The sequence below is a fragment of the Marinobacter lacisalsi genome (genome assembly GCF_042651045.1).
GTDB lineage: Bacteria > Pseudomonadota > Gammaproteobacteria > Pseudomonadales > Oleiphilaceae > Marinobacter > Marinobacter lacisalsi.
The window spans coordinates 25,350-43,905 of sequence record NZ_JBHSDI010000057.1 but is presented as its reverse complement, the minus strand read 5'-3'; the positions used below and the strand labels follow the sequence as shown (position 1 = coordinate 43,905).

Annotated in this window: 19 protein-coding genes; 6 read left to right on the top strand and 13 right to left on the bottom strand. The window is 59.5% G+C overall.

Annotated features, from left to right (window positions below; translation table 11 throughout):
- Positions 1-195: 195 nt before the first annotated feature.
- The 3 genes from dnaQ (at position 196) to ACFOZ5_RS15775 (ending at position 3,652) form a co-directional block, all read left to right on the top strand.
- Complete coding sequence (gene dnaQ, locus ACFOZ5_RS15785; RefSeq protein WP_379889037.1) at positions 196-891, top strand: DNA polymerase III subunit epsilon; 696 nt, start codon at positions 196-198, stop codon at positions 889-891.
- A 400-nt stretch (positions 892-1,291) separates the two neighbouring features.
- Positions 1,292-3,001, top strand: a complete 1,710-nt coding sequence (locus ACFOZ5_RS15780; protein ID WP_379889035.1) for a chemotaxis protein — start codon at positions 1,292-1,294, stop codon at positions 2,999-3,001.
- A gap of 3 nt (positions 3,002-3,004) precedes the next feature.
- A complete protein-coding gene (locus ACFOZ5_RS15775) occupies positions 3,005-3,652 on the top strand; it encodes a multidrug transporter (protein WP_379889033.1) in 648 nt (215 codons plus the stop codon).
- Between the two features lie 100 nt (positions 3,653-3,752).
- Here ACFOZ5_RS15775 and ACFOZ5_RS15770 read toward each other — a convergent pair whose 3' ends face one another.
- Positions 3,753-4,067 (bottom strand): SCP2 sterol-binding domain-containing protein, encoded by a 315-nt coding sequence (locus ACFOZ5_RS15770; protein WP_379889031.1) that lies wholly within the window; start codon positions 4,065-4,067, stop codon positions 3,753-3,755.
- Positions 4,068-4,306: 239 nt separating this feature from the next.
- Here ACFOZ5_RS15770 and sohB point away from each other — a divergent pair, with 239 nt between their 5' ends.
- Entirely contained in the window at positions 4,307-5,362 is a 1,056-nt protein-coding gene (sohB, locus tag ACFOZ5_RS15765) for a protease SohB (protein ID WP_379889029.1), read from the top strand.
- 28 nt (positions 5,363-5,390) lie between these two features.
- Entirely contained in the window at positions 5,391-6,386 is a 996-nt protein-coding gene (locus ACFOZ5_RS15760; protein WP_379889027.1) for a YhdH/YhfP family quinone oxidoreductase, read from the top strand.
- Positions 6,387-6,500: 114 nt separating this feature from the next.
- Here ACFOZ5_RS15760 and ACFOZ5_RS15755 read toward each other — a convergent pair whose 3' ends face one another.
- The 4 genes from ACFOZ5_RS15755 to metH form a co-directional block, all read right to left on the bottom strand.
- Positions 6,501-7,022: a DUF934 domain-containing protein gene (locus ACFOZ5_RS15755; protein WP_379889025.1), complete on the bottom strand. Its 522-nt coding sequence runs from the start codon at positions 7,020-7,022 to the stop codon at positions 6,501-6,503.
- A complete protein-coding gene (locus ACFOZ5_RS15750; RefSeq protein ID WP_379889023.1) occupies positions 7,015-8,667 on the bottom strand; it encodes a nitrite/sulfite reductase in 1,653 nt (550 codons plus the stop codon). The genes ACFOZ5_RS15755 and ACFOZ5_RS15750 overlap by 8 nt, the downstream gene beginning before the upstream one ends.
- Positions 8,668-9,189: 522 nt before the next feature.
- Positions 9,190-9,441: a DUF2970 domain-containing protein gene (locus tag ACFOZ5_RS15745; RefSeq protein WP_379889021.1), complete on the bottom strand. Its 252-nt coding sequence runs from the start codon at positions 9,439-9,441 to the stop codon at positions 9,190-9,192.
- Between the two features lie 76 nt (positions 9,442-9,517).
- Positions 9,518-13,213 (bottom strand): methionine synthase, encoded by a 3,696-nt coding sequence (gene metH, locus ACFOZ5_RS15740; protein WP_379889019.1) that lies wholly within the window; start codon positions 13,211-13,213, stop codon positions 9,518-9,520.
- Between the two features lie 223 nt (positions 13,214-13,436).
- Between metH and nfuA the strand changes: the two genes are divergently transcribed.
- Positions 13,437-14,024 (top strand): Fe-S biogenesis protein NfuA, encoded by a 588-nt coding sequence (nfuA, locus tag ACFOZ5_RS15735; protein WP_379889017.1) that lies wholly within the window; start codon positions 13,437-13,439, stop codon positions 14,022-14,024.
- A gap of 86 nt (positions 14,025-14,110) precedes the next feature.
- Here the strand turns inward: nfuA and ACFOZ5_RS15730 are convergent, their stop codons facing one another.
- The 8 genes from ACFOZ5_RS15730 to ACFOZ5_RS15695 all read right to left on the bottom strand — a co-directional run bounded on the left by ACFOZ5_RS15730 (position 14,111) and on the right by ACFOZ5_RS15695 (position 18,551).
- The gene (locus ACFOZ5_RS15730; RefSeq protein ID WP_379889015.1) at positions 14,111-14,428 is read right to left on the bottom strand and encodes a TusE/DsrC/DsvC family sulfur relay protein; all 318 of its coding nucleotides are present in this window, start codon (positions 14,426-14,428) and stop codon (positions 14,111-14,113) included.
- Positions 14,429-14,449: 21 nt separating this feature from the next.
- Positions 14,450-14,740, bottom strand: a complete 291-nt coding sequence (tusB, locus tag ACFOZ5_RS15725) for a sulfurtransferase complex subunit TusB (RefSeq protein WP_379889013.1) — start codon at positions 14,738-14,740, stop codon at positions 14,450-14,452.
- Positions 14,737-15,099, bottom strand: a complete 363-nt coding sequence (locus ACFOZ5_RS15720; protein ID WP_379889011.1) for a DsrE family protein — start codon at positions 15,097-15,099, stop codon at positions 14,737-14,739. The genes tusB and ACFOZ5_RS15720 overlap by 4 nt, the downstream gene beginning before the upstream one ends.
- Positions 15,086-15,511, bottom strand: a complete 426-nt coding sequence (gene tusD / locus ACFOZ5_RS15715; protein WP_379889009.1) for a sulfurtransferase complex subunit TusD — start codon at positions 15,509-15,511, stop codon at positions 15,086-15,088. The genes ACFOZ5_RS15720 and tusD overlap by 14 nt, the downstream gene beginning before the upstream one ends.
- A 113-nt stretch (positions 15,512-15,624) precedes the next feature.
- Positions 15,625-16,341 carry a Bax inhibitor-1/YccA family protein gene (locus ACFOZ5_RS15710; RefSeq protein WP_379889007.1) on the bottom strand — a complete coding sequence of 239 codons (717 nt, stop codon included), beginning with the start codon at positions 16,339-16,341 and terminating at the stop codon, positions 15,625-15,627.
- Between the two features lie 132 nt (positions 16,342-16,473).
- Positions 16,474-16,710: a hypothetical protein gene (locus ACFOZ5_RS15705; RefSeq protein WP_379889005.1), complete on the bottom strand. Its 237-nt coding sequence runs from the start codon at positions 16,708-16,710 to the stop codon at positions 16,474-16,476.
- 82 nt (positions 16,711-16,792) lie between these two features.
- Positions 16,793-17,233, bottom strand: a complete 441-nt coding sequence (locus ACFOZ5_RS15700; protein WP_379889003.1) for a universal stress protein — start codon at positions 17,231-17,233, stop codon at positions 16,793-16,795.
- 34 nt (positions 17,234-17,267) lie between these two features.
- Complete coding sequence (locus ACFOZ5_RS15695; protein WP_379889001.1) at positions 17,268-18,551, bottom strand: TRAP transporter large permease; 1,284 nt, start codon at positions 18,549-18,551, stop codon at positions 17,268-17,270.
- Positions 18,552-18,556 lie beyond the last annotated feature (5 nt).

Sequence of the window (18,556 nt, the reverse complement as noted above, 5' to 3'; positions counted from 1 at the left end):
TTGGTGGTCCCACATCAAGGGCTGGCAACACCGGCCAGAGGGGCCAGCGTCGCGCCCTTCGGGAGCCACTGAGAGCCTTGATAGCCGCGTTGCGCTGACTCGATTTGGAACCACCATACCTTCGTCACCGCGCCTTGCTCTCAAGGCTCTCAGTGGCTCAGTAGATCAACGAATTAACCAAACGGGACACTAAGCATGAGACAGATCGTTCTGGATACGGAAACCACTGGTATTGACCCGGCGGAAGGCCATCGCATTATCGAAATCGGCTGTGTCGAGATGTTTGAGCGAAAACTGACCGGCCGGCACTATCACGTCTACATCAATCCGGATCGGGAAGTGGAAGAGGAAGCCATTTCGATCCACGGTATTACCAACGAGTTCCTGGCGGACAAGCCTCGCTTTGCCGAAATCGCCGGGGAGTTCTTTGAGTTCATCAAGGGCGCCGAACTGGTCATCCACAATGCAGCGTTCGATGTGGGCTTCATGGATGCCGAGTTTGCCCGCCTCAAGCCCGTGCGCAAGGTAGCGGACCATTGCGGCATACTGGACTCCCTCGCCATTGCCCGTCGCCGGCACCCCGGTCAGAAAAACAACCTCGACGCGCTCTGCAAACGCTACGGTGTGGATAACAGCAATCGGGAGCTCCATGGCGCGTTGCTGGATGCGGAAATCCTGGCCGACGTGTTCCTGCTGCTGACCGGTGGCCAGACGGCCCTGTCGCTGGATGCAGCGGGGGAGGGTGACGAAGGGGCGGCGACCATACGGCGTCTTCCCGGGGATCGCCCGAGGCTGGCGGTGGTACGGGCGACTGACGACGAGCTGGCTGCCCACGAGGCCTTCCTGGATACCGTGGAAAAGGCCGGCGGTGAAGCCGTCTGGCGAAGTTGACGGGAAAATCCGGACCCTTGAAACAGGTTTCGTACCAGTAAGTGACAGAACTGAGAACTGCTTAGGATATCTTGAAAGTAGTAGCCCCAGTAGCTTGAGCGGGCTGACTTTTGTGTTATAAGTAACAGGTAGTGTGCCGTTCGGATAATTTGCTGACAGTAAGTTGCCCGAACGGCACACGAGTCCTTGTATTACGGCGATTCGTCCGGGTAGCCCACGAGAAACCTGCGCTGTACCAGAAGGTCGTGTGGTGCCCGGCCAGGCAGAACCCGTGTCTTTACGGGGCGGGCCTGACCCGCGACCGTCGGGAAACCCCTGTTCAGGCCATGCCTGTGCAGGAGGTACCTGCAGACTATAACGGTACCTGCGCAGGCAATGCTGAGACAGGAAGCGTCAGTTTATGATTCAGTCGTCACTAGCGACGAAGTCCCAGTCGTTCGATCTGGTCAAAAGTGAAATAGAGCAGACCATCCGCAACGCGGAAACCAGCCTTGAGCGCTTCCAGGAAAACCGCGAAAGTGGTGAAGACCTGCAGAACTGTGTGGATTACCTGAACCAGCTCCGGGGCATCTTTGTGCTGGTAGAGCTGCGTGGTGGCACCCTCCTGTGCAAGGAGGCGGTCATGGTGGCCAACGATGTACCGGTGGGCGCCAGCGACGACAAGAATATCCTGCTGACGACCCTTAACAGCTCACTGTTTATCCTCCGCCGTTATGTGGAATATTACCACCAGCAGCGAGAGGACCATCCGGAACTGTTGCTGCCCATCATCAACGAATTGCGCGTTGCCCGTGGTGAACAACCTCACCCGGAATCCTATTTCTTTGAACTGGACACCGAGAAGCGACCGGATTTCTGCCTCGGAACCTCGACGCAGCCGCTGGAGCTTTCGGAAGATGAGTTCGAGACCTACGCCCGACGCATGCGGCTGATGTTTCAGGTCGCCCTTATCGGCGTGATTCGTGAGCGTAACGAGGTGGTCAGCAAGAGGCTTATCGCGCGGGCCTCCCGTGGCTTCGCCCGTTTGTGCGGGGATGGCCAGCTCAAGCAACTGTGGTGTCTGCTGATGGTCGTCGCCGACACCATGACTGACCGGACCATGGGCTTCAACAAGGCCCGCAAGCGGTTGCTTATGCGGATCGAGAAGTACAGCCGCGACATGGTGTATGTCGGCCGCACCGCCGCGCGACGAACCCTGGATGATGCCATCATCCGCGAACTGGTCTACCTGCTTTATCGCAGTGGGTCCGGTAACCAGGAAGTGCAGCGCATTTTGGGTGCCTGGAAACTGGCACCTTCGGACTACCCCGAATCCATGATGGAGGCACACCGCAAGCGGTTGTATGGCCCGGGCGCCGATGTGCTCAAATCGCTCTCCACGGCACTGCAGGACGAGCTCAACCAGCTCAAGGATCGTCTGGATATTATCGAGCGTGGCATCGAGCCCGACCTGAGTGAGCTGTCCACCATTGCCGACTCACTTAACCGGCTGTCCAATACCCTGAACATGCTGGACCTGAATCAGCTCGCGGACATTGCCCGTGACGAGGCCGAACGCCTGCGCACCTGGGAGCATGCCGGCGCCCTGCCAGCCGAGGACGAACTTTACTCCCTGGCGGATGCCGTGCTGGGTATCGAGAACGCGGTCCAGCAAATGGTTTCCCGGGGCATCACCTCGGAAACCGATGCCCTGGCCATAGCCCGCCCGGATACCCGTGAAGAATCCCTTTACATCCGGGAGGCCATCATCGTGGTGGGGGATGAAGCCCGCAGTGCGCTGACCCTGGCCAAACGGGCCATCACCGCGTTTGTGGAATCCGACTACGACAAGCTGCACCTGGCGAACCTGCCCCATACCCTACACAGTATCTGGGGCGGGCTACTGCTTAGCGGCGACCCGGATGCGGCGGACGTGATGGAGCGGGTGTCCAGGTCCATTCAGAGTCGCCTGCTGGACGTGAAGGAACCACCCGGCAACGCGGTGCTGGAGTCATTGGCTGACGCGCTGACGTCGCTGGAGTACTACATCGAGACCATCGGTACCCGCGATAACCGTAATCCGGATCTTCTCAAGCTGGCGGAATCCTCCCTGGATGATGGAGGCCTGTAGTCGATGTCCTATTCCATGGCGATACTGGTTCTGTTCGGGCTTGGCGGCATCCTGATTCTGATTGGCCTGGCGTTCTTCCTGCGCCCGCAATGGCTGATGGGCTGGATCAAGGGCATGTTTGTCCTGGTGCTGGTTGCGGGGGGGGGCTACGGCATTGCCGTGGCGATGGAGTTACGCCATTACCAGGCCCTGTCTCACATGGAAACCATAGGATCCCTCGGTATTGAAGGGGTTGGCGAACAGACCTGGCGGGTGCGACTGGAGCAGCCGGGGGAGTCGGCGCAGTCCTGGACCATCAACGGCGACGAGTGGCAGCTGGACGCCCGTATCATCCGCTTTGAAGGCCCTTTTGGCTGGCTGGGCGTGAAACCCGGTTACCGGCTGGAGCGTATCAGCGGGCGCTATCACTCCCTGGAGCAGGAGCGCACCGGCAACCGTACCGTTGAAGCCGTGGGTGATGAAAGCTGGCCGGACCTCTGGCAGCTGGACCAGACCTGGAACCTGCCGTTCATGGAAGGCCTGTATGGCAGTGCCACCTACATGCCCCTGAAAGACGGGGCACGCTATGACATCCGGTTGTCTTCCAGCGGGCTGGTCACCGTACCGGTCAATGAGGAGGCGAGGGCAGCGGTGCGCCTTTGGGAGGACTAGCGGGCGGGTATCCCCCAGGAAAAGCCGTGCCTGTTTTGCCGGCAACAGACACGAAAAGGGCATCCCGTGGGATGCCCTTTTTCGTACTGTCGGCAAACACTCAGTTCAGTGAGAACAGCTGTCCGAGCTTGGTGGCCAGCATCATGTCACCTTCAGCGCGCAGCTGACCGGACATAAATGCCTGCATGCCGTCGGTCTCGCCGGAGACAATGCCGTTGAGGGTGGCGGAGTCCATGATCAGGGTGACGGATGGATCGTCGTGGTCGCCCTCGACCATCTTGCAGGTACCATCCTTGATGATCAGGTGGTAGTTCTGGTCATCCTCGATATTGAACTGGAACACCAGATCCATGCCTTCGGCGGCATCGGGGTTGAAGTTCTGCTCGAATTTCTGGAATACCTGGGCTACGGACATTATTTTTCCCTTTGTTGTAACGTACTGTGCGACTGTGGTTATCGCATTTCACTGAATGGACCGGCCAGCCGGTTCAGTCCGACTTTAGGGCTGCGGCGTGGGAGTGTCAAGAAAAAATCAAACGATCGTTTGATGGCTTGTTCTCTTTCATTGTGCAACTTTTGGTGCAGGTAAGGTTGTACCCTTAGTGGCCTCGGTTACAATCAGGTCTCAATTCAGTATTGATCATGGAGCGTACCTTGGAATTCCTCTCTGACTACGGTCTGTTTCTCGCAAAAGTCGTCACCTTTGTTGTTGCGGCGGTGGTGGTTATCGTCATGATTGCCTCCGCCGTACAGCGCTCACGGGGTGAGGGCGATGACGAGGGCGAACTCACCGTCCGCCGGCTGAACGAAAAGTACCGCAAGCTTCGGGAAACCATAGAGAGCCGGATGCTCTCGCCGGATCAGCGGAAAATCTGGAAGAAGGCGAAGCAGAAGGCGGAAAAGGCCAAGAAGAAAGCGGCGAAGGGGGCAGAGAAGACCGAAGAGGAAGCCCGTCCGAAAACGTTTGTCATCGATTTTGATGGTGATATTAAGGCCAGTGATACGGAAACACTGCGCAAGTCCGTTACGGCGGTACTGGCCGTGGCCGAGCCCGGGCGCGACGAGGTCATGGTGCGTCTGGAAAGTGGCGGTGGGCTGGTACACGCCTATGGACTGGCAGCGGCGCAGCTGGACCGTATCCGTGGCAAGGGCATCCGGCTGACGGCCTGTGTTGACAAGGTGGCGGCCAGTGGTGGTTACATGATGGCCTGCGTCGCGGACCGGATCGTGGCATCACCCTTTGCGGTGCTTGGTTCCATTGGTGTAGTGGCGCAATTGCCCAACTTCCACCGGGTTCTGAAGAAACACGACGTGGACTATGAGATCCTGACAGCCGGTGAGCACAAGCGGACGCTGACCATTTTCGGTCAGAACACGGAAAAGGGCCGCACCAAGTTCCTGGAAGACCTGGAAGATACCCATCACCTGTTCAAGGACTATGTCCGTGAGCGCCGGCCGGATCTGGACGTGGATGCGGTCGCCAATGGTGACATCTGGTTCGGTACCCGTGCTCTTGAAGTCAGGCTGGTGGATGAAATCCTTACCTCCGATGAATATCTGATCAATGCCTGTGACCGTTCCGACGTTGTCACTGTGAGCTTCCAGCGCAAGCGTACCCTTCCGGAAAAGCTCGGCCTGGCCGCCACTACGGCAATGGAGGCCACTGTCTGGCGCGTGCTGAGTGCCTTCCGCAATCAGAACATCCAATAACACTAACCCCCCAATCAGGAGACAGGTTATGAGCAACGATACTGAATACCAGGCATGGCGCGTCCACGAGAAGGATGGTGAATACGTGGGTGCCGAGGAAACCTGCAGCACTGCCGATCTGCCTGACAACGAGGTGTTGATTCGGGTCAGCCACTCCTCCCTGAACTACAAGGACGCCCTGTCTGCTTCCGGCAACAAGGGCGTCACCCGTACCTTTCCCCATACCCCGGGCATTGACGCCGCCGGTGAAGTGGTGGAATCCGCTGGCCAACCGGCGGTTGGTACCCAGGTGATCGTGACGGGCTATGACCTGGGCATGAATACGCCGGGTGGGTTTGGTGAGTATATCCGGGTTCCGGCCGAGTGGTGTGTGGCCATGCCCCAGGGCTGGGATGCTCGCAAGGCCATGGTTTATGGGACCGCAGGCCTGACCGCTGGTCTCTGTGTCGGCAAGCTGTTGCGCATGGGGGCCGCTCCGGAGCAGGGGTCGGTCCTGGTGTCCGGTGCCAGTGGGGCGGTCGGCACCGTGGCTGTGGAGATCCTGGCGGGCCTCGGTTTTCGGGTCACGGCGGTATCAGGCAAGGCCGATCATGTCGACGCCCTCAAGGCGTTGGGCGCAGAGGAAGTGGTTGGTCGCGACGCCCTGGAGGCCTCCTCCAAGCCCATGCTGAAGCCGGGATTTGCCAATGCCGTGGATACGGTCGGCGGCAGCCCGCTGGCCGAGATTCTCAAGCAACTCCAGCCGGGCGGGTCGGTGTCCTGCTGCGGTCTGGTTGCGGGACCCAAGGTGGAGACCACAGTGATGCCATTTATCCTGCGGGGCGTGAACCTGTTGGGCGTGGACTCTGTCGAGATTCCCCTGGCTGACAAGGAAGCCGTCTGGCAAAAGCTGTCTTCCGATTGGGCCTGCCCGAAGACTGAAGCCTCTGCCCGGGACATTGCCCGCAAGGATCTGGATGCTGCACTCAAGGCCTTTCTGGGTGGGAACTCCAGTGGCAAGATCGTACTGGATCACAGCCTCTGATCAGGGCTTGCCATGGCTGGCAGGCCTTTGTTCAAGGCATAAAAAAACGCTGGCCAGGCCAGCGTTTTTTTTCCAGTGTCCCGTGCGGCTAATTCGCACGGGACACTAACCCGATCAGGCAGTGGCAACCGGGAATTCACCGCGCCGACGGAACAGCGGTTCATCGTTGTCGGTGGCGGCCTGATAGGCATTGCTGAAGAAATTCAGGCAGCGGGGTGCCTTGGTAATGTCCTTGTCCGGGCGCAGAACGTAGCTGTCGAAGCCGCAGCGCTTCATGAACTGGAGCTGATCCAGCAGCACATCACCGATCGCCCTGAGTTCACCCCGGTACCCGAACCGCTCACGTAGCAGGCGGGCAGAGGAGTAGCCACGACCATCGCTGAACTTGGGAAAGTTCACCGCGATCAGGGGCAGCTCATGTATGTGGTCAGCAACAAGCTCGGGTTCTTCATGGCTGTCCAGCCAGAGTCCGATCTCCGGCTTGCCTGCGTAATGCTCACGACCCGCAAGCCAGAGCTCCGCCGGAACCAGGCAAGGGGCGTCGGGCAACTCCAGGGCTTCGCCTTCACCGGGGTCTGCCAGCACCTGCCAGTCATCGGCCACTATGCTGCCGTCGTGACGGATGATCTCAGGCATAGACGCGCTCCTTGAACGGGGTGATGCCGATACGGCGATAGGTGTCGAGGAACTCTTCCTCTTCGGTACGGTTGTCGACGTAGACGTTAATGATCTTCTCGACCACCTCAGGCATGTCCTCACGAGCGAAGGACGGGCCCAGGATCTTGCCGATGGCGGCGTCGTGCTGCGAGGCGCCACCCAGGCTGATCTGGTAGTACTCCTCACCCTTCTTGTCGACGCCCAGCACGCCGATGTGGCCGACGTGGTGGTGGCCGCAGGCATTCATGCAGCCGGAGATGTTCAGGTCAATGTTGCCCAGGTCATAGAGGTAGTCCAGGTTGTCGAAACGACGCTGGATGGTCTCCGCTACCGGTATCGACTTGGCGTTGGCCAGGGCGCAATAGTCGCCCCCGGGGCAGCAGATCACGTCCGTCAGGGTGTTCAGGTTGGCGGTGGCAAAGCCCATGGGGCGGATGTCCTGCCACAGATCGTAAAGCTGGTCCTGTCGCACGTCGGCCAGCACCACGTTCTGTTCGTGGGTCACCCGCACTTCGCCAAAGCTGTAGCGTTCCGCAAGCTCGGCAATTTGCTCCAGCTGGCGGTCGGAGACGTTACCGGGCGGCGTGCCTGTCTTCTTCATGGTCAGCGTTACGATGGCGTAGCCCGGCTTGCGGTGCTCGTTCACGTTACGGCTGACCCAGTTATTGAAAGGCTTGCTGTCTGCACGGGCAGATGCCAGCACGTCCGGGTTGTCGTCCAGTGCCTGGTAATCCGGTTCGGTAAAATAGGTCTTCATCCGGTCGATGGCATCCCGGGTGAGCCGGGTCGGAGAGTCCTTGATATGGGCCCATTCCGCCTCGACCCGCTCGGCGAAGCCTTCCGGTGTCAGTGCCTTGACGAGGATCTTGATCCGCGCCTTGTACTTGTTGTCCCGGCGACCATAGCGGTTGTAAACACGCAGAATGGCTTCCAGGTAGGTCAGCAGGTCCAGCTCCGGGATAAAGTCACGGATTACCGGCCCCACCATGGGCGTGCGGCCCAGGCCGCCACCCACATGAACCCGGAAACCAAGTTCGCCGGCATCGTTGTGAACCATCTGCAGGCCGATGTCATGGACCTGGATGGCGGCACGGTCAGTGTGCTCGGAGGCGTTCACGGCTACCTTGAACTTGCGGGGCAGGAACGCGAACTCCGGGTGATACGTTGACCACTGGCGGATAATTTCGCAGTAAGGGCGTGGGTCGGTAATCTCGTCAGACTGCACGCCGGCGAACTGGTCTGTGGTGGTGTTGCGGATGCAGTTACCACTGGTCTGGTTGGCGTGCATTTCCACTTCCGCCAGTTCCGCCAGGATGTCCGGCACGTCTTCCAGGGCCGGCCAGTTCAGCTGCACGTTCTGACGGGTGGTGAAGTGAGCGTAGCCCTTGTCATAATCCCGGGTAATACGGGCAAGGCGGCGCAACTGCTCCGCCCTGAGCATGCCGTAGGGAATGCAGATACGCAGCATGGGTGCCAGACGCTGCACATAGAGCCCGTTCTGGAGGCGAAGGGGCAGGAACTCGTCCTCGGCCAGTTCGCCGGCCAGTGCACGATCGGTCTGGTCCCGGAACTGGGCTACCCGCTCAGCGAGAATCTGCCGGTCGTGTTCATCATAAACGTACATAATCGGATGGTCCTGAATCGTTCTGTGGCACGACCTCCGGCGGCTGAAATACCTGCCCGGAGATGACATGAGTCAATGAGTGCTGATGGCGGGCAGGATAGCACCACGTCCTTATTCTTAAAATGATTATTTCCAAATATGGTAATCGATTATGGTGATAAGCAGGGCAGGGGGTATAAAGGCAATAGAATGCGAATCGTGTTGGCATTGCCAGTCGCTGTCAGGTGGACTTGCAGCCGCGTCTCGCCTAGATTAAGGTAAATCCCGGACGTGGTAACCGGACGTCACGAGACCAGATCGGACCAGAACAAGACCAACAAATGTCAATCGGAGAACCGGATATGAAGAAAAGCTCGCTCAATGACAGCCAGGTCGACGCTATCGCCTTTACGCTGTTGATAGCACTGGTAGTCGCTTTTGCGGTTACCTGGGTTGCAGGCCAGTAAACAGGCGCGGATCCTGGCGGCAGGTTATACCTTTCGGTGTACCTGCCCGAATCCTTGAGTTTTTCCCACCCGCCATCTATTGCCCGGCCAGCACCCAGCTGACGATCAGGGCCAGTGCCACCACGAACCCCACGGTGAAGATAATACCGGCAATAATATAGGGCCACGGGCTGTGACTGCTGAAGTCCTCCTGGTGACGCTTGCCGGACTGCACGCCAAACGCCCCCGCCAGGACACTTTGCAGAACCTTGAGAACGCCGGGCCCTTTCCTGCGACCTCGGGCGTTATCCGGGGCTGATCGGTCCTGCTTGTTGTCGTCGTCTGCCATGGTTACTCCTGTCGTTTTGTTATTGTCGGCGACCAGGTGAGCTGGAGCGGGCAGAGGGCTGCCCGCCCGGTTCCGATTATTCCGCCGGATCGTAGGCGAGGCTTGGCGCCAGCCAGCGTTCCGCTTCTGCCTTGCTCAGCCCCTTACGTTCCGCGTAGTCGGCCACCTGGTCCTTGCCGATTTTGCCAACGGCAAAATACTTCGACTCCGGATGGGCAAAATACCAGCCGGACACGGCCGCTGTGGGGAACATGGCAAAGTGCTCGGTCAGCTCGATGCCGGCGTTTTCCGGTGCCTGCAGCAGCCCGAACAGGGTTTCCTTCTCCGTGTGATCCGGGCAGGCGGGATAGCCTGGGGCAGGGCGGATGCCCTGATACTTTTCCTTGATCAGCTCGTCATTACTGAGCGCCTCTTCGGGCCGGTAACCCCAGAACTCCTTGCGTACCCGTTCGTGCATATGCTCGGCAAAGGCTTCTGCCAGCCGGTCTGCCAGGGCCTTGACCATGATGGCATTATAGTCGTCATTGGCGTCCTTGAATTCCAGGGAGAATTCCTCGGCACCGATGCCGGTGGTCACCGCGAAGCCACCCACATAATCACAGTCGCCACCTTCCGGGGCCACAAAATCGGACAGTGCCCGCATGGGCTGCCCCGGGGCCTTGTCATCCTGCTGGCGCAGGTGGTGCAGCACGGTCAGTTCCTCACTGCAGGATTCGTCCCGGTAGACCACAATATCGTCACCCCGGCGATGGGCCGGCCAGAAACCGATCACTGCGCGGGCCCGGATCCTTTTCTCATCGATAATCCGTTTCAGTATGACCTGGGCGTCGTCGAACAGATGGCGGGCGGCCTCGCCACGCTTGGGATCGTCGAAAACGGCGGGGTACTTGCCCGCAATGTCCCAGGATATGAAGAAGGGCGTCCAGTCGATATAGTCCAGCAGCAGATTGAGGTCATAGTCGTCAAAGCTACGAACCCCGAGAAAGGCGGGTCTGGCAGGACTGACCGACTGGAAGTCGATCTCCGGGGCCCGCTCCCTGGCTTCCCGCAGGGAGACCAGCTTGGTGCGTTCGCCACGGTTCTTGCGCCGTTCCCGGATCTCGTCGTATTCCTTGCGGGTGGCCTCGACGTACTCGGGTTTGCCATTGCGGCTGAGCAGCGTGGAGGCCACGTTGACACAGCGGGAGGCATCCGACACATACAGTGCCAGATCGTTCTTGTACTGGGGTTCGATCTTGACCGCGGTATGGGCCTTGGACGTGGTGGCGCCGCCAATCATCAGGGGCACCTGGAAGTCCAGCCGCTGCATCTCCCGGGCCACATGAACCATTTCGTCCAGTGACGGGGTGATCAGGCCGGACAGGCCGATAATATCCACATTCTCGGCTTTGGCGGTCGCCAGGATCTTGTCGCAGGGCACCATCACGCCCATGTCGATCACTTCGTAGTTGTTGCACTGCAGCACCACGCCCACGATGTTCTTGCCGATGTCGTGCACATCGCCCTTCACCGTGGCCATGAGGATCTTGCCCTTGGCCCGCTGACCTTCGGACTTCTCTGCCTCGATATAGGGGATCAGGTGGGCCACCGCCTGTTTCATCACCCGGGCGCTCTTGACCACCTGGGGCAGGAACATCTTGCCGTCGCCGAACAGGTCACCCACCACGTTCATGCCGGCCATCAACGGGCCTTCAATGACCTCGATGGGATGACCTGCCTGCTGACGGCATTCCTCGGCGTCCTCGACGATGTAGGTGGTAATCCCTTTCACCAGGGCATGCTCCACCCGCTTTTCAACAGGCCATTCCCGCCAGGCCAGGTCTTCCTCACGGGTCTTGCCGCCCTGGCCCTTGTAACGCTCGGCGATCTCCAGCAAACGGTCGGTGCCGTCGTCGCGGCGGTTCAGCACCACGTCTTCCACCAGCTCCTTGAGCTCCGGGTCGATCTCGTCATAGACCACCAGCTGGCCGGGGTTGACGATACCCATGTTCATGCCGGCCTTGATGGCGTGGTACAGGAACACCGAGTGAATGGCCTCGCGCACCACGTCGTTGCCCCGGAACGAGAAGGACACGTTGCTGACGCCGCCGGAGATGGAGGCATGGGGCAGGTTGTCGCGGATCCAGCGGGTGGCATTGATGAAGTCCACCGCGTAGTTGTTGTGCTCCTCGATGCCGGTGGCGATGGCGAAGATGTTGGGGTCGAAGATGATATCCCCCGGGTTGAAACCGATGCCCACCAGCAGATCGTAGGAGCGCTTGCAGATCTCGGTCTTGCGCTCGAAGGTATCTGCCTGCCCGTCCTCGTCAAAGGCCATGACCACGACCGCCGCACCATAGCGCATGCAGTCCCGGGCCCGCTTGAGGAACTCCTCCTCGCCTTCCTTGAGGGAAATGGAGTTGACCACCGACTTGCCCTGCACGCAGCGCAGGCCTGCCTCGATCACGTCCCACTTGGAGGAGTCGAGCATGATGGGCACGCGGGAGATATCCGGCTCCGAGGCCACCAGATTCAGGAAGGTGACCATCACCTCCTTTGAATCCAGCATGCCCTCGTCCATGTTGATGTCGATGATCTGGGCGCCGTTCTCCACCTGGTCCCGGGCCACGCTGAGGGCTTCCTCGTACTGCTCCTCCTTGATCAGGCGCAGGAAGCGCTTGGAACCGGTGACGTTGGTTCGCTCGCCCACGTTGATGAACAGGGTATTCTCATCGCCGGTAAAGGGTTCCAGGCCCGACAGGCGCAGGGCCTTTGGCCGCTCCGGAATCTGCCGTGGTGGATACTTGGCCACCGCGTTGGCGACCGCCTCAATATGCTCCGGTGCCGAGCCGCAGCAGCCGCCAATGATGTTCAGGAAGCCATCCCGGGCGAAGCCCTCGATAATCTCTGCCATTTCCTCCGGGGTCTGGTCGTATTCGCCAAACTCGTTGGGCAGGCCGGCGTTGGGATGGGCACTGACGTAGGTTTCCGCCTTGGCGGACAGCTCTTCCACGTAGGGACGCAGGGCATCGGCGCCCAGGGCGCAGTTGAGGCCTACGGTCAGGGGCCGGGCGTGGGCCACGGAATTCCAGAAGGCCTCGGTGGTCTGGCCCGACAGGGTGCGGCCGGAGGCATCGGTGATGGTGCCGGAGATCATCAGCGGCAACTCGATACCGGAGTCCTCGAAATACTGCTGTACCGCGTAGATGGCCGCCTTGGCATTCAGGGTATCGAAGATGGTCTCGATCAACAGCAGGTCGCAGCCGCCTTCGGTCAGGTTCCGGGCGGCCTCGTAGTAATTGTCCACCAGGGTCTGGAAATCCACGTTCCGGTAGCCGGGGTTGTTGACGTCCGGCGAGATGGAGGCGGTGCGGGAAGTGGGGCCGATGGCACCGGCCACAAATCGGGACTTGTGTGGTTCCCTGGCAGTGAACTCGTCGGCAATGGCCCTGGCGAGACGGGCGGATTCACGATTCAGTTCCGGAACGATGTCTTCCAGACCGTAGTCAGCCTGAGACAGCCGGGTGGAGTTAAAGGTATTGGTCTCGATAATATCCGCGCCGGCTGCCAGGTAGTCGGCATGGATGCGGGTCAGCAGTTCCGGCTGGGTCAGACAGAGCAGGTCATTGTTGCCCTGGACCTCACGATCGTAGTCCCGGAAACGCTGACCACGGAATTGCGCCTCGTCCAGCCGTTGATTCTGGATCATGGTGCCCATACCGCCGTCGAGAACCACAATACGTTCCTTGAGGGCCTGGTGGAGCTGGGCAAGTCGGGTTGCGCGATCGGTCATGATAAGAGCTGTCCGGGAATAATGAGTGTGCCATTTTGAGCGGGGCATAATAGCAAACTTACCGTCTTGCGTCCTGCCGGGGACGACAATTGTCAAGTCATGGCGACCTTGAAAACCGGGGCTGCAGGCACTATCTCTGATAAAGACTGACTAAAACACTTGGTCTTTCAGGATGCCGTGATCTCCGTTAAAATGAACTCACATTTACAGACAGGTTGACGCAATGGCACTGGTAACCGTTACCGACTCCGCAAGAGACTATCTTGCTGAACTGATCAACAAGCAGGACGTGGAAGGCATGGGTGTGCGTATTTTCGTGACGCAGCCGGGAACCAAGCATGCCGAGACCTGCCTTGCCTACTGTCCTCCCAACGAAGTGGTGCCCACGGATGAGCAGCTGGATCTGGGCAAATTCCCCCTGTACCTCGACCAGAACTCTGTCCCGTTTCTGGAAGAAGCCTACGTGGACTATGCCAAGGACCAGATGGGTGGCCAGCTGACCATCAAGGCGCCCAACGCCAAGGTTCCGAACATTGATGAGGACGCGCCACTGCCTGACAGGGTCAACTACATCCTGGCCTCTGAGATCAATCCGGGCCTGGCCTCCCACGGTGGCGATGTGCAACTGGTGGAGATTGTCGACGAATCCGTGGCTGTGCTCCGGTTCGGTGGTGGCTGTCAGGGTTGTAGCGCGGTGAGCCTGACCCTGAAGCAGGGCGTCGAGTCCACTCTGAAGGAGCGGGTGCCGGAAATCAGCGCGGTACGCGACGTGACAGATCACTCCTACAAGGAGAATGCCTACTACCAGTAACCGCCGTTGTTACCCGGGCGGAAGGTCCGTCTGGTAGTCGGGAACAGAAAGCCCCGGAGGTCGCGAGACGCCGGGGCTTTCTGCTGTTACAGGCAGTTGGTTGGCCGGGGCAGGCCGGCAATGCGGCAGGCGGTCTTGGCGGGTGTACCCGGGAACAGCTGCATCAGGTAGATACTGTTGCCCTTGTCTTCGCCCAGAATCTCCCTGACGGCTTTGACAAACAGCCGGTTGGAGGGAGGTGCCATTTCATGTTCCTTGTAAAAAACCCTTAATAACTCGATGATTTCCCAGTGTTCCTGGGTTAGGGATATGTCGGACTCGGCAGCAATTTCCGCCGCCACGGATTCATCCCATTGCCAGGCGTCCTCCAGAAATCCTTCACTATTGCGTTCGGGAAACGACATCCGCAACTCTCCGTTCAGGGTTTACCAACTGATCAGGCGTGAAAAGCGGTCAGTGAGGTGTGTCATGCCGAGGTAATCCAGCAGCTCGACCTTTTCGCCCGGGCGCGTAACCAGACCCCGCGCGACGCAATCCGCCTGCAGGGCGCGGGTGCCCTCCGGCAGGTGTACCCCCGCATCAGCCAGGGCAAGAACGGCGTTCTCGATCAGCAGTAGGACATCGCCCGGCGCCATGGCGTCCAGACAGGCCCGGAACCGATGGTGCTCAGGACGTTTGTTGAGGATGTGAAGTGTAGCAACGGGAGTGTTTGTCATAACTGCACGACCTGGCTGAAATCTCCATAGAAACCGGCGTCTGGTGTTACAGCCTTGACCTCAGGGTCAGGGCGCTCAATGGCGAAGCGGGCCAATGCATCGCTGTCGGCGAACAGTTCGGCAACGCCAAACATTCTGGCGGCGCCCAGGTTGCGGCTGACGGTCTTCTGGCTGAGGGCAGCGCCGTCCTGCCCAGGGCGCAGCCAGTTTACCCCTTCGCCCCGAAACAGCAGGGCAACAGGACGGTCAAAGGCCGCCAGCGACAGCGCCATGTCGAGGGCCTCACGTCCGCGCCAGTCGCCGTAGGGTGGGGTGTCGATCACGATCAACTGGATGGCCGCCATTTCACGCCCCCCCATGAAAGTAGATCATCCGCTCCGAGCTGGCTCCGGCTTCGACCCATTCACCCAGGCCTGCAATCTCGAAGCCGTCGGTGAGGTTGGCGGCTGGCCGGTCATACCGCTGGGCTTCCTGCTCGTTCAGCAAGCCCCTGCGCAGGGCTGAGGCAATGCAGGCCACCGCCGGAATCCGGTGGCTGGCGAGCAGTTCCTGCCACCGTGTGGTCCAGTTAACTTCATCGGATGGTGGCGTGTTCAGCGCCGACGCCAGGATTACCCCGTCGCCGTATAGAAACACCTGGTCAACGGCATGGCCGGAATCGAGCAGCGCACGGCAGAAGGCATAGGCGGTGGCAGGCGCCTGGCTGACATAGGGTGCGCCGGTAATCACAACGGTATATCCGGGCAGGTGGGACGCCCTGGTATCAGACATGATGCATCTCTTGTGCTTTGAAAGGGGTATTCTGCCAAATTCAGGGGGTGTGGTGCCAAGAAAAAAGCCCCGCAATGCGGGGCTCTGGAAATGCCATGAAGCACTCCGGTGACTTACTCGTTGAAGGCACCAAGGAGGTGGAGCAGCGAGACAAACAGATTGTAGATGCTGAGGTACAGCCCAACGGTTGCCATCACGTAGTTGGTTTCGCCGCCGTTCACGATGCGACTGGTGTCAAACAGGATGAAGCCGGACATCAGCAGCACGATGGCCGCGCTCAGGGCGAGGCTGAACATGCTGATATCGACGCCAAACAAGCTTGCAACCAGGCCACCCAGCATGGCAACGATAACCACAACCATGCCCGCTACCAGGAAGCTGCGCATGAAGGAGAAGTCCTTCTTGGTGGTCAGCACGTAGCCCGACAGGGCGAAGAAAACCAGGGCTGTGCCGCCCAGGGCCTGCATGACGATGGTGCCGCCATTGGACATGGCCAGGTAGTGGGACAGCAACGGACCAAGAGAAATACCCAGCAGGCCGGTAAAGGCAAATACCACTCCGATACCGGCGGGGCTGTTGGCAGTACGGGGAAGCACCAGCCAGATCAGTGCCAGCGCACCCAAGGAGCAGACCAGGCCGATGCCATGGCTCAGATTAAGCGCCATGGCCACACCGGCCATGACCGCACTGAACACAAGCGTCATCGCCAGCAGCATATAGGTGTTTTTCAACACCTTCCTGGCGTCGGCGCTGATCTCCGTGCCTGAGCCGGCGCGGGTGGCCGCATAGCTACCCTGATTCTGGTTGACGTTAAAACGCCTGTTTTCCATGTTTCTCTCCGTAATATGATCGGTCAGTGGTTAATACCCTGCGTTCCATCATAATGGACCGGGTTTAACTTTCAATCGTTAACGTTCAGCATTTCAGACAATAAGCCGGCCAAACGGTTCCATGACGTGGATTTAATCTTGCTTTGGCCTTTTCCCCGCGTTGGTGGTGTCCCCCGCTGGGCTGGCTGATTCTGCCTGCCAGTCCAGCTCCGGGTTGGACTGGCAGAATGAGCATTCTTCCGTGTCCACCGACGCTCCGCCGGCTTCCACATAGCGCAGCCGATGGCTGGCGGCACCGCGATTGCTCGATACCGAGAACCGGCGGTCCCTGGCCCGGCCATTTTCATCTGGTGGAGTGTCTGCAGTCATCGTCTGTTGTCCTCCCTTTGGTCTATCGGGAATATCGACCTCTTACACCAATTATGGGGGCCGGAACACGGGAATCAATGCCTCAGACCACCAGGGTCGGGCATTTGGCCATGCTGGCCACCCGTTGGGAGACGCTGCCCAGTATCATCCCGTCCTTGTCGCTATCACTACCGCGGGAGCCGACCACGATGAGGTCGATGTCGTGCTGCCTGGCAAACTTGACGATGGTTTTGGAGGGCTTGCCACCTTTGACAAAGCCGCGTACGCCAGAAGCGCCCAGTTTAGTCGCATGCTCCTTGGCGTACTCCACCACATCCCTGGCGTGCTCAGACAGGGCCTGGTCGGGGATCGGGGGCTCCTTGGACCGCACCATCGAGAGTGAGGCCTCAAACAGGCTGTGGTGCTTGTAGACACAGAGCAGGTAGAGCTCTGCCCCGGTCAGCTTCTGGAACTCCACAGCCTTTTCCAGGGCAACCATGGCATGTGTGGAACCATCTACGGCTACCAGAATTCGTCGAAACATGATCACCTCCTCAGCGCAAATCGGCGCTTTTTGATCAACGGAATGCCACGTCGCGCAGGAACAGCGCAATTTGCGGGAAGGCAATCAGCAGACCCGCTGCCGCCACCAGCATGATGATAAACGGCGGTGTTCCGCGAATGACCTCCCAGTAGGGGCGTTTGAAGATTGCGATAGCCGTGAAGATATCGCAGCCGAACGGCGGCGTGGCCGAGCCGATGGCTACCTGCAGGGTGATCAGTACACCAACCAGCACCGGGTCGAGCCCCGTGGCCTGAATGGCCGGCGCAAAGATGGGCGTCAGCACGAGGATGACAACGATCGGGTCCACAAACATGCAGGCCACAAAGAAAGCCACACAAATGGCAATCAGAACGCCCACGGGGCCGGCCTCATTGACACCCACCGCCGACAGGATGGCCTGGGGTATCTGGGCAAACGAAATGATATACGAGAAGCCGTTACCGGCGGCCACCAGGATAAACACCACGGCTGTAATGAGACCGGTGGACTTGGCAATGCGATAGATATCAATGGTCTTCAGCGACCGGAAGATAACGAACTCCAGTAGCAGGGCATAGAGCACGCATACCGCTGCGGCCTCTGTCGGGCTGAAAATGCCGCCATAGATGCCCCCCACGATGATTACCGGGAAGAAAAGTGGCCAGAGGGCCTCCCGCACGGACCGGGCACGCTCACCCCAGGTGGATTTGGCTTCGGTGGGCACCTTGTTACGGATGGCGTAGAACAGGCAGTAGGCGGAGAACATCGCCAGAATCATGATGCCCGGGCCAATACCGGCAATGAACAGCTCGGCGATGGAGGTCTCCGAGATAACCCCGTAGATGATCATGCCGATACTGGGTGGTATCAGGAACGCGATATCACTGGAGTTGATGATCAGGGCCAGGGTAAAGGAGTCGGAGTAGCCCGCCTTGAGCATTTTGGGGCGCAATGGCGAACCGATGGCCACCACCGTAGCCTGGGTGGAGCCCGAAACGGCACCAAACAGGGTACAGGAGGTGGCCGTGCTGATGGCCAGGCCGCCCTTGATGTGACCAATGAACGACATGACCATGGCAATCAGCCGGTCCGCCGAGTGGCCGCGGGTCATGATATCGGCGGCAAGGATGAACATGGGTACGGCAATCAGTGAGGCGGGGCGGATGCCACCCATCATCTGCTGTACCAGGGTGGTCATCTGGCCGAAGCCATTGAACATTTCGTAGAAGCCGACCAGCGCAGCGGTGAGAAGCGGGATCATCATCGGGAAGCCCAGCAGGAGCAGCACGATCATGATCACCAGTAATAACGTTGCCATGAGTG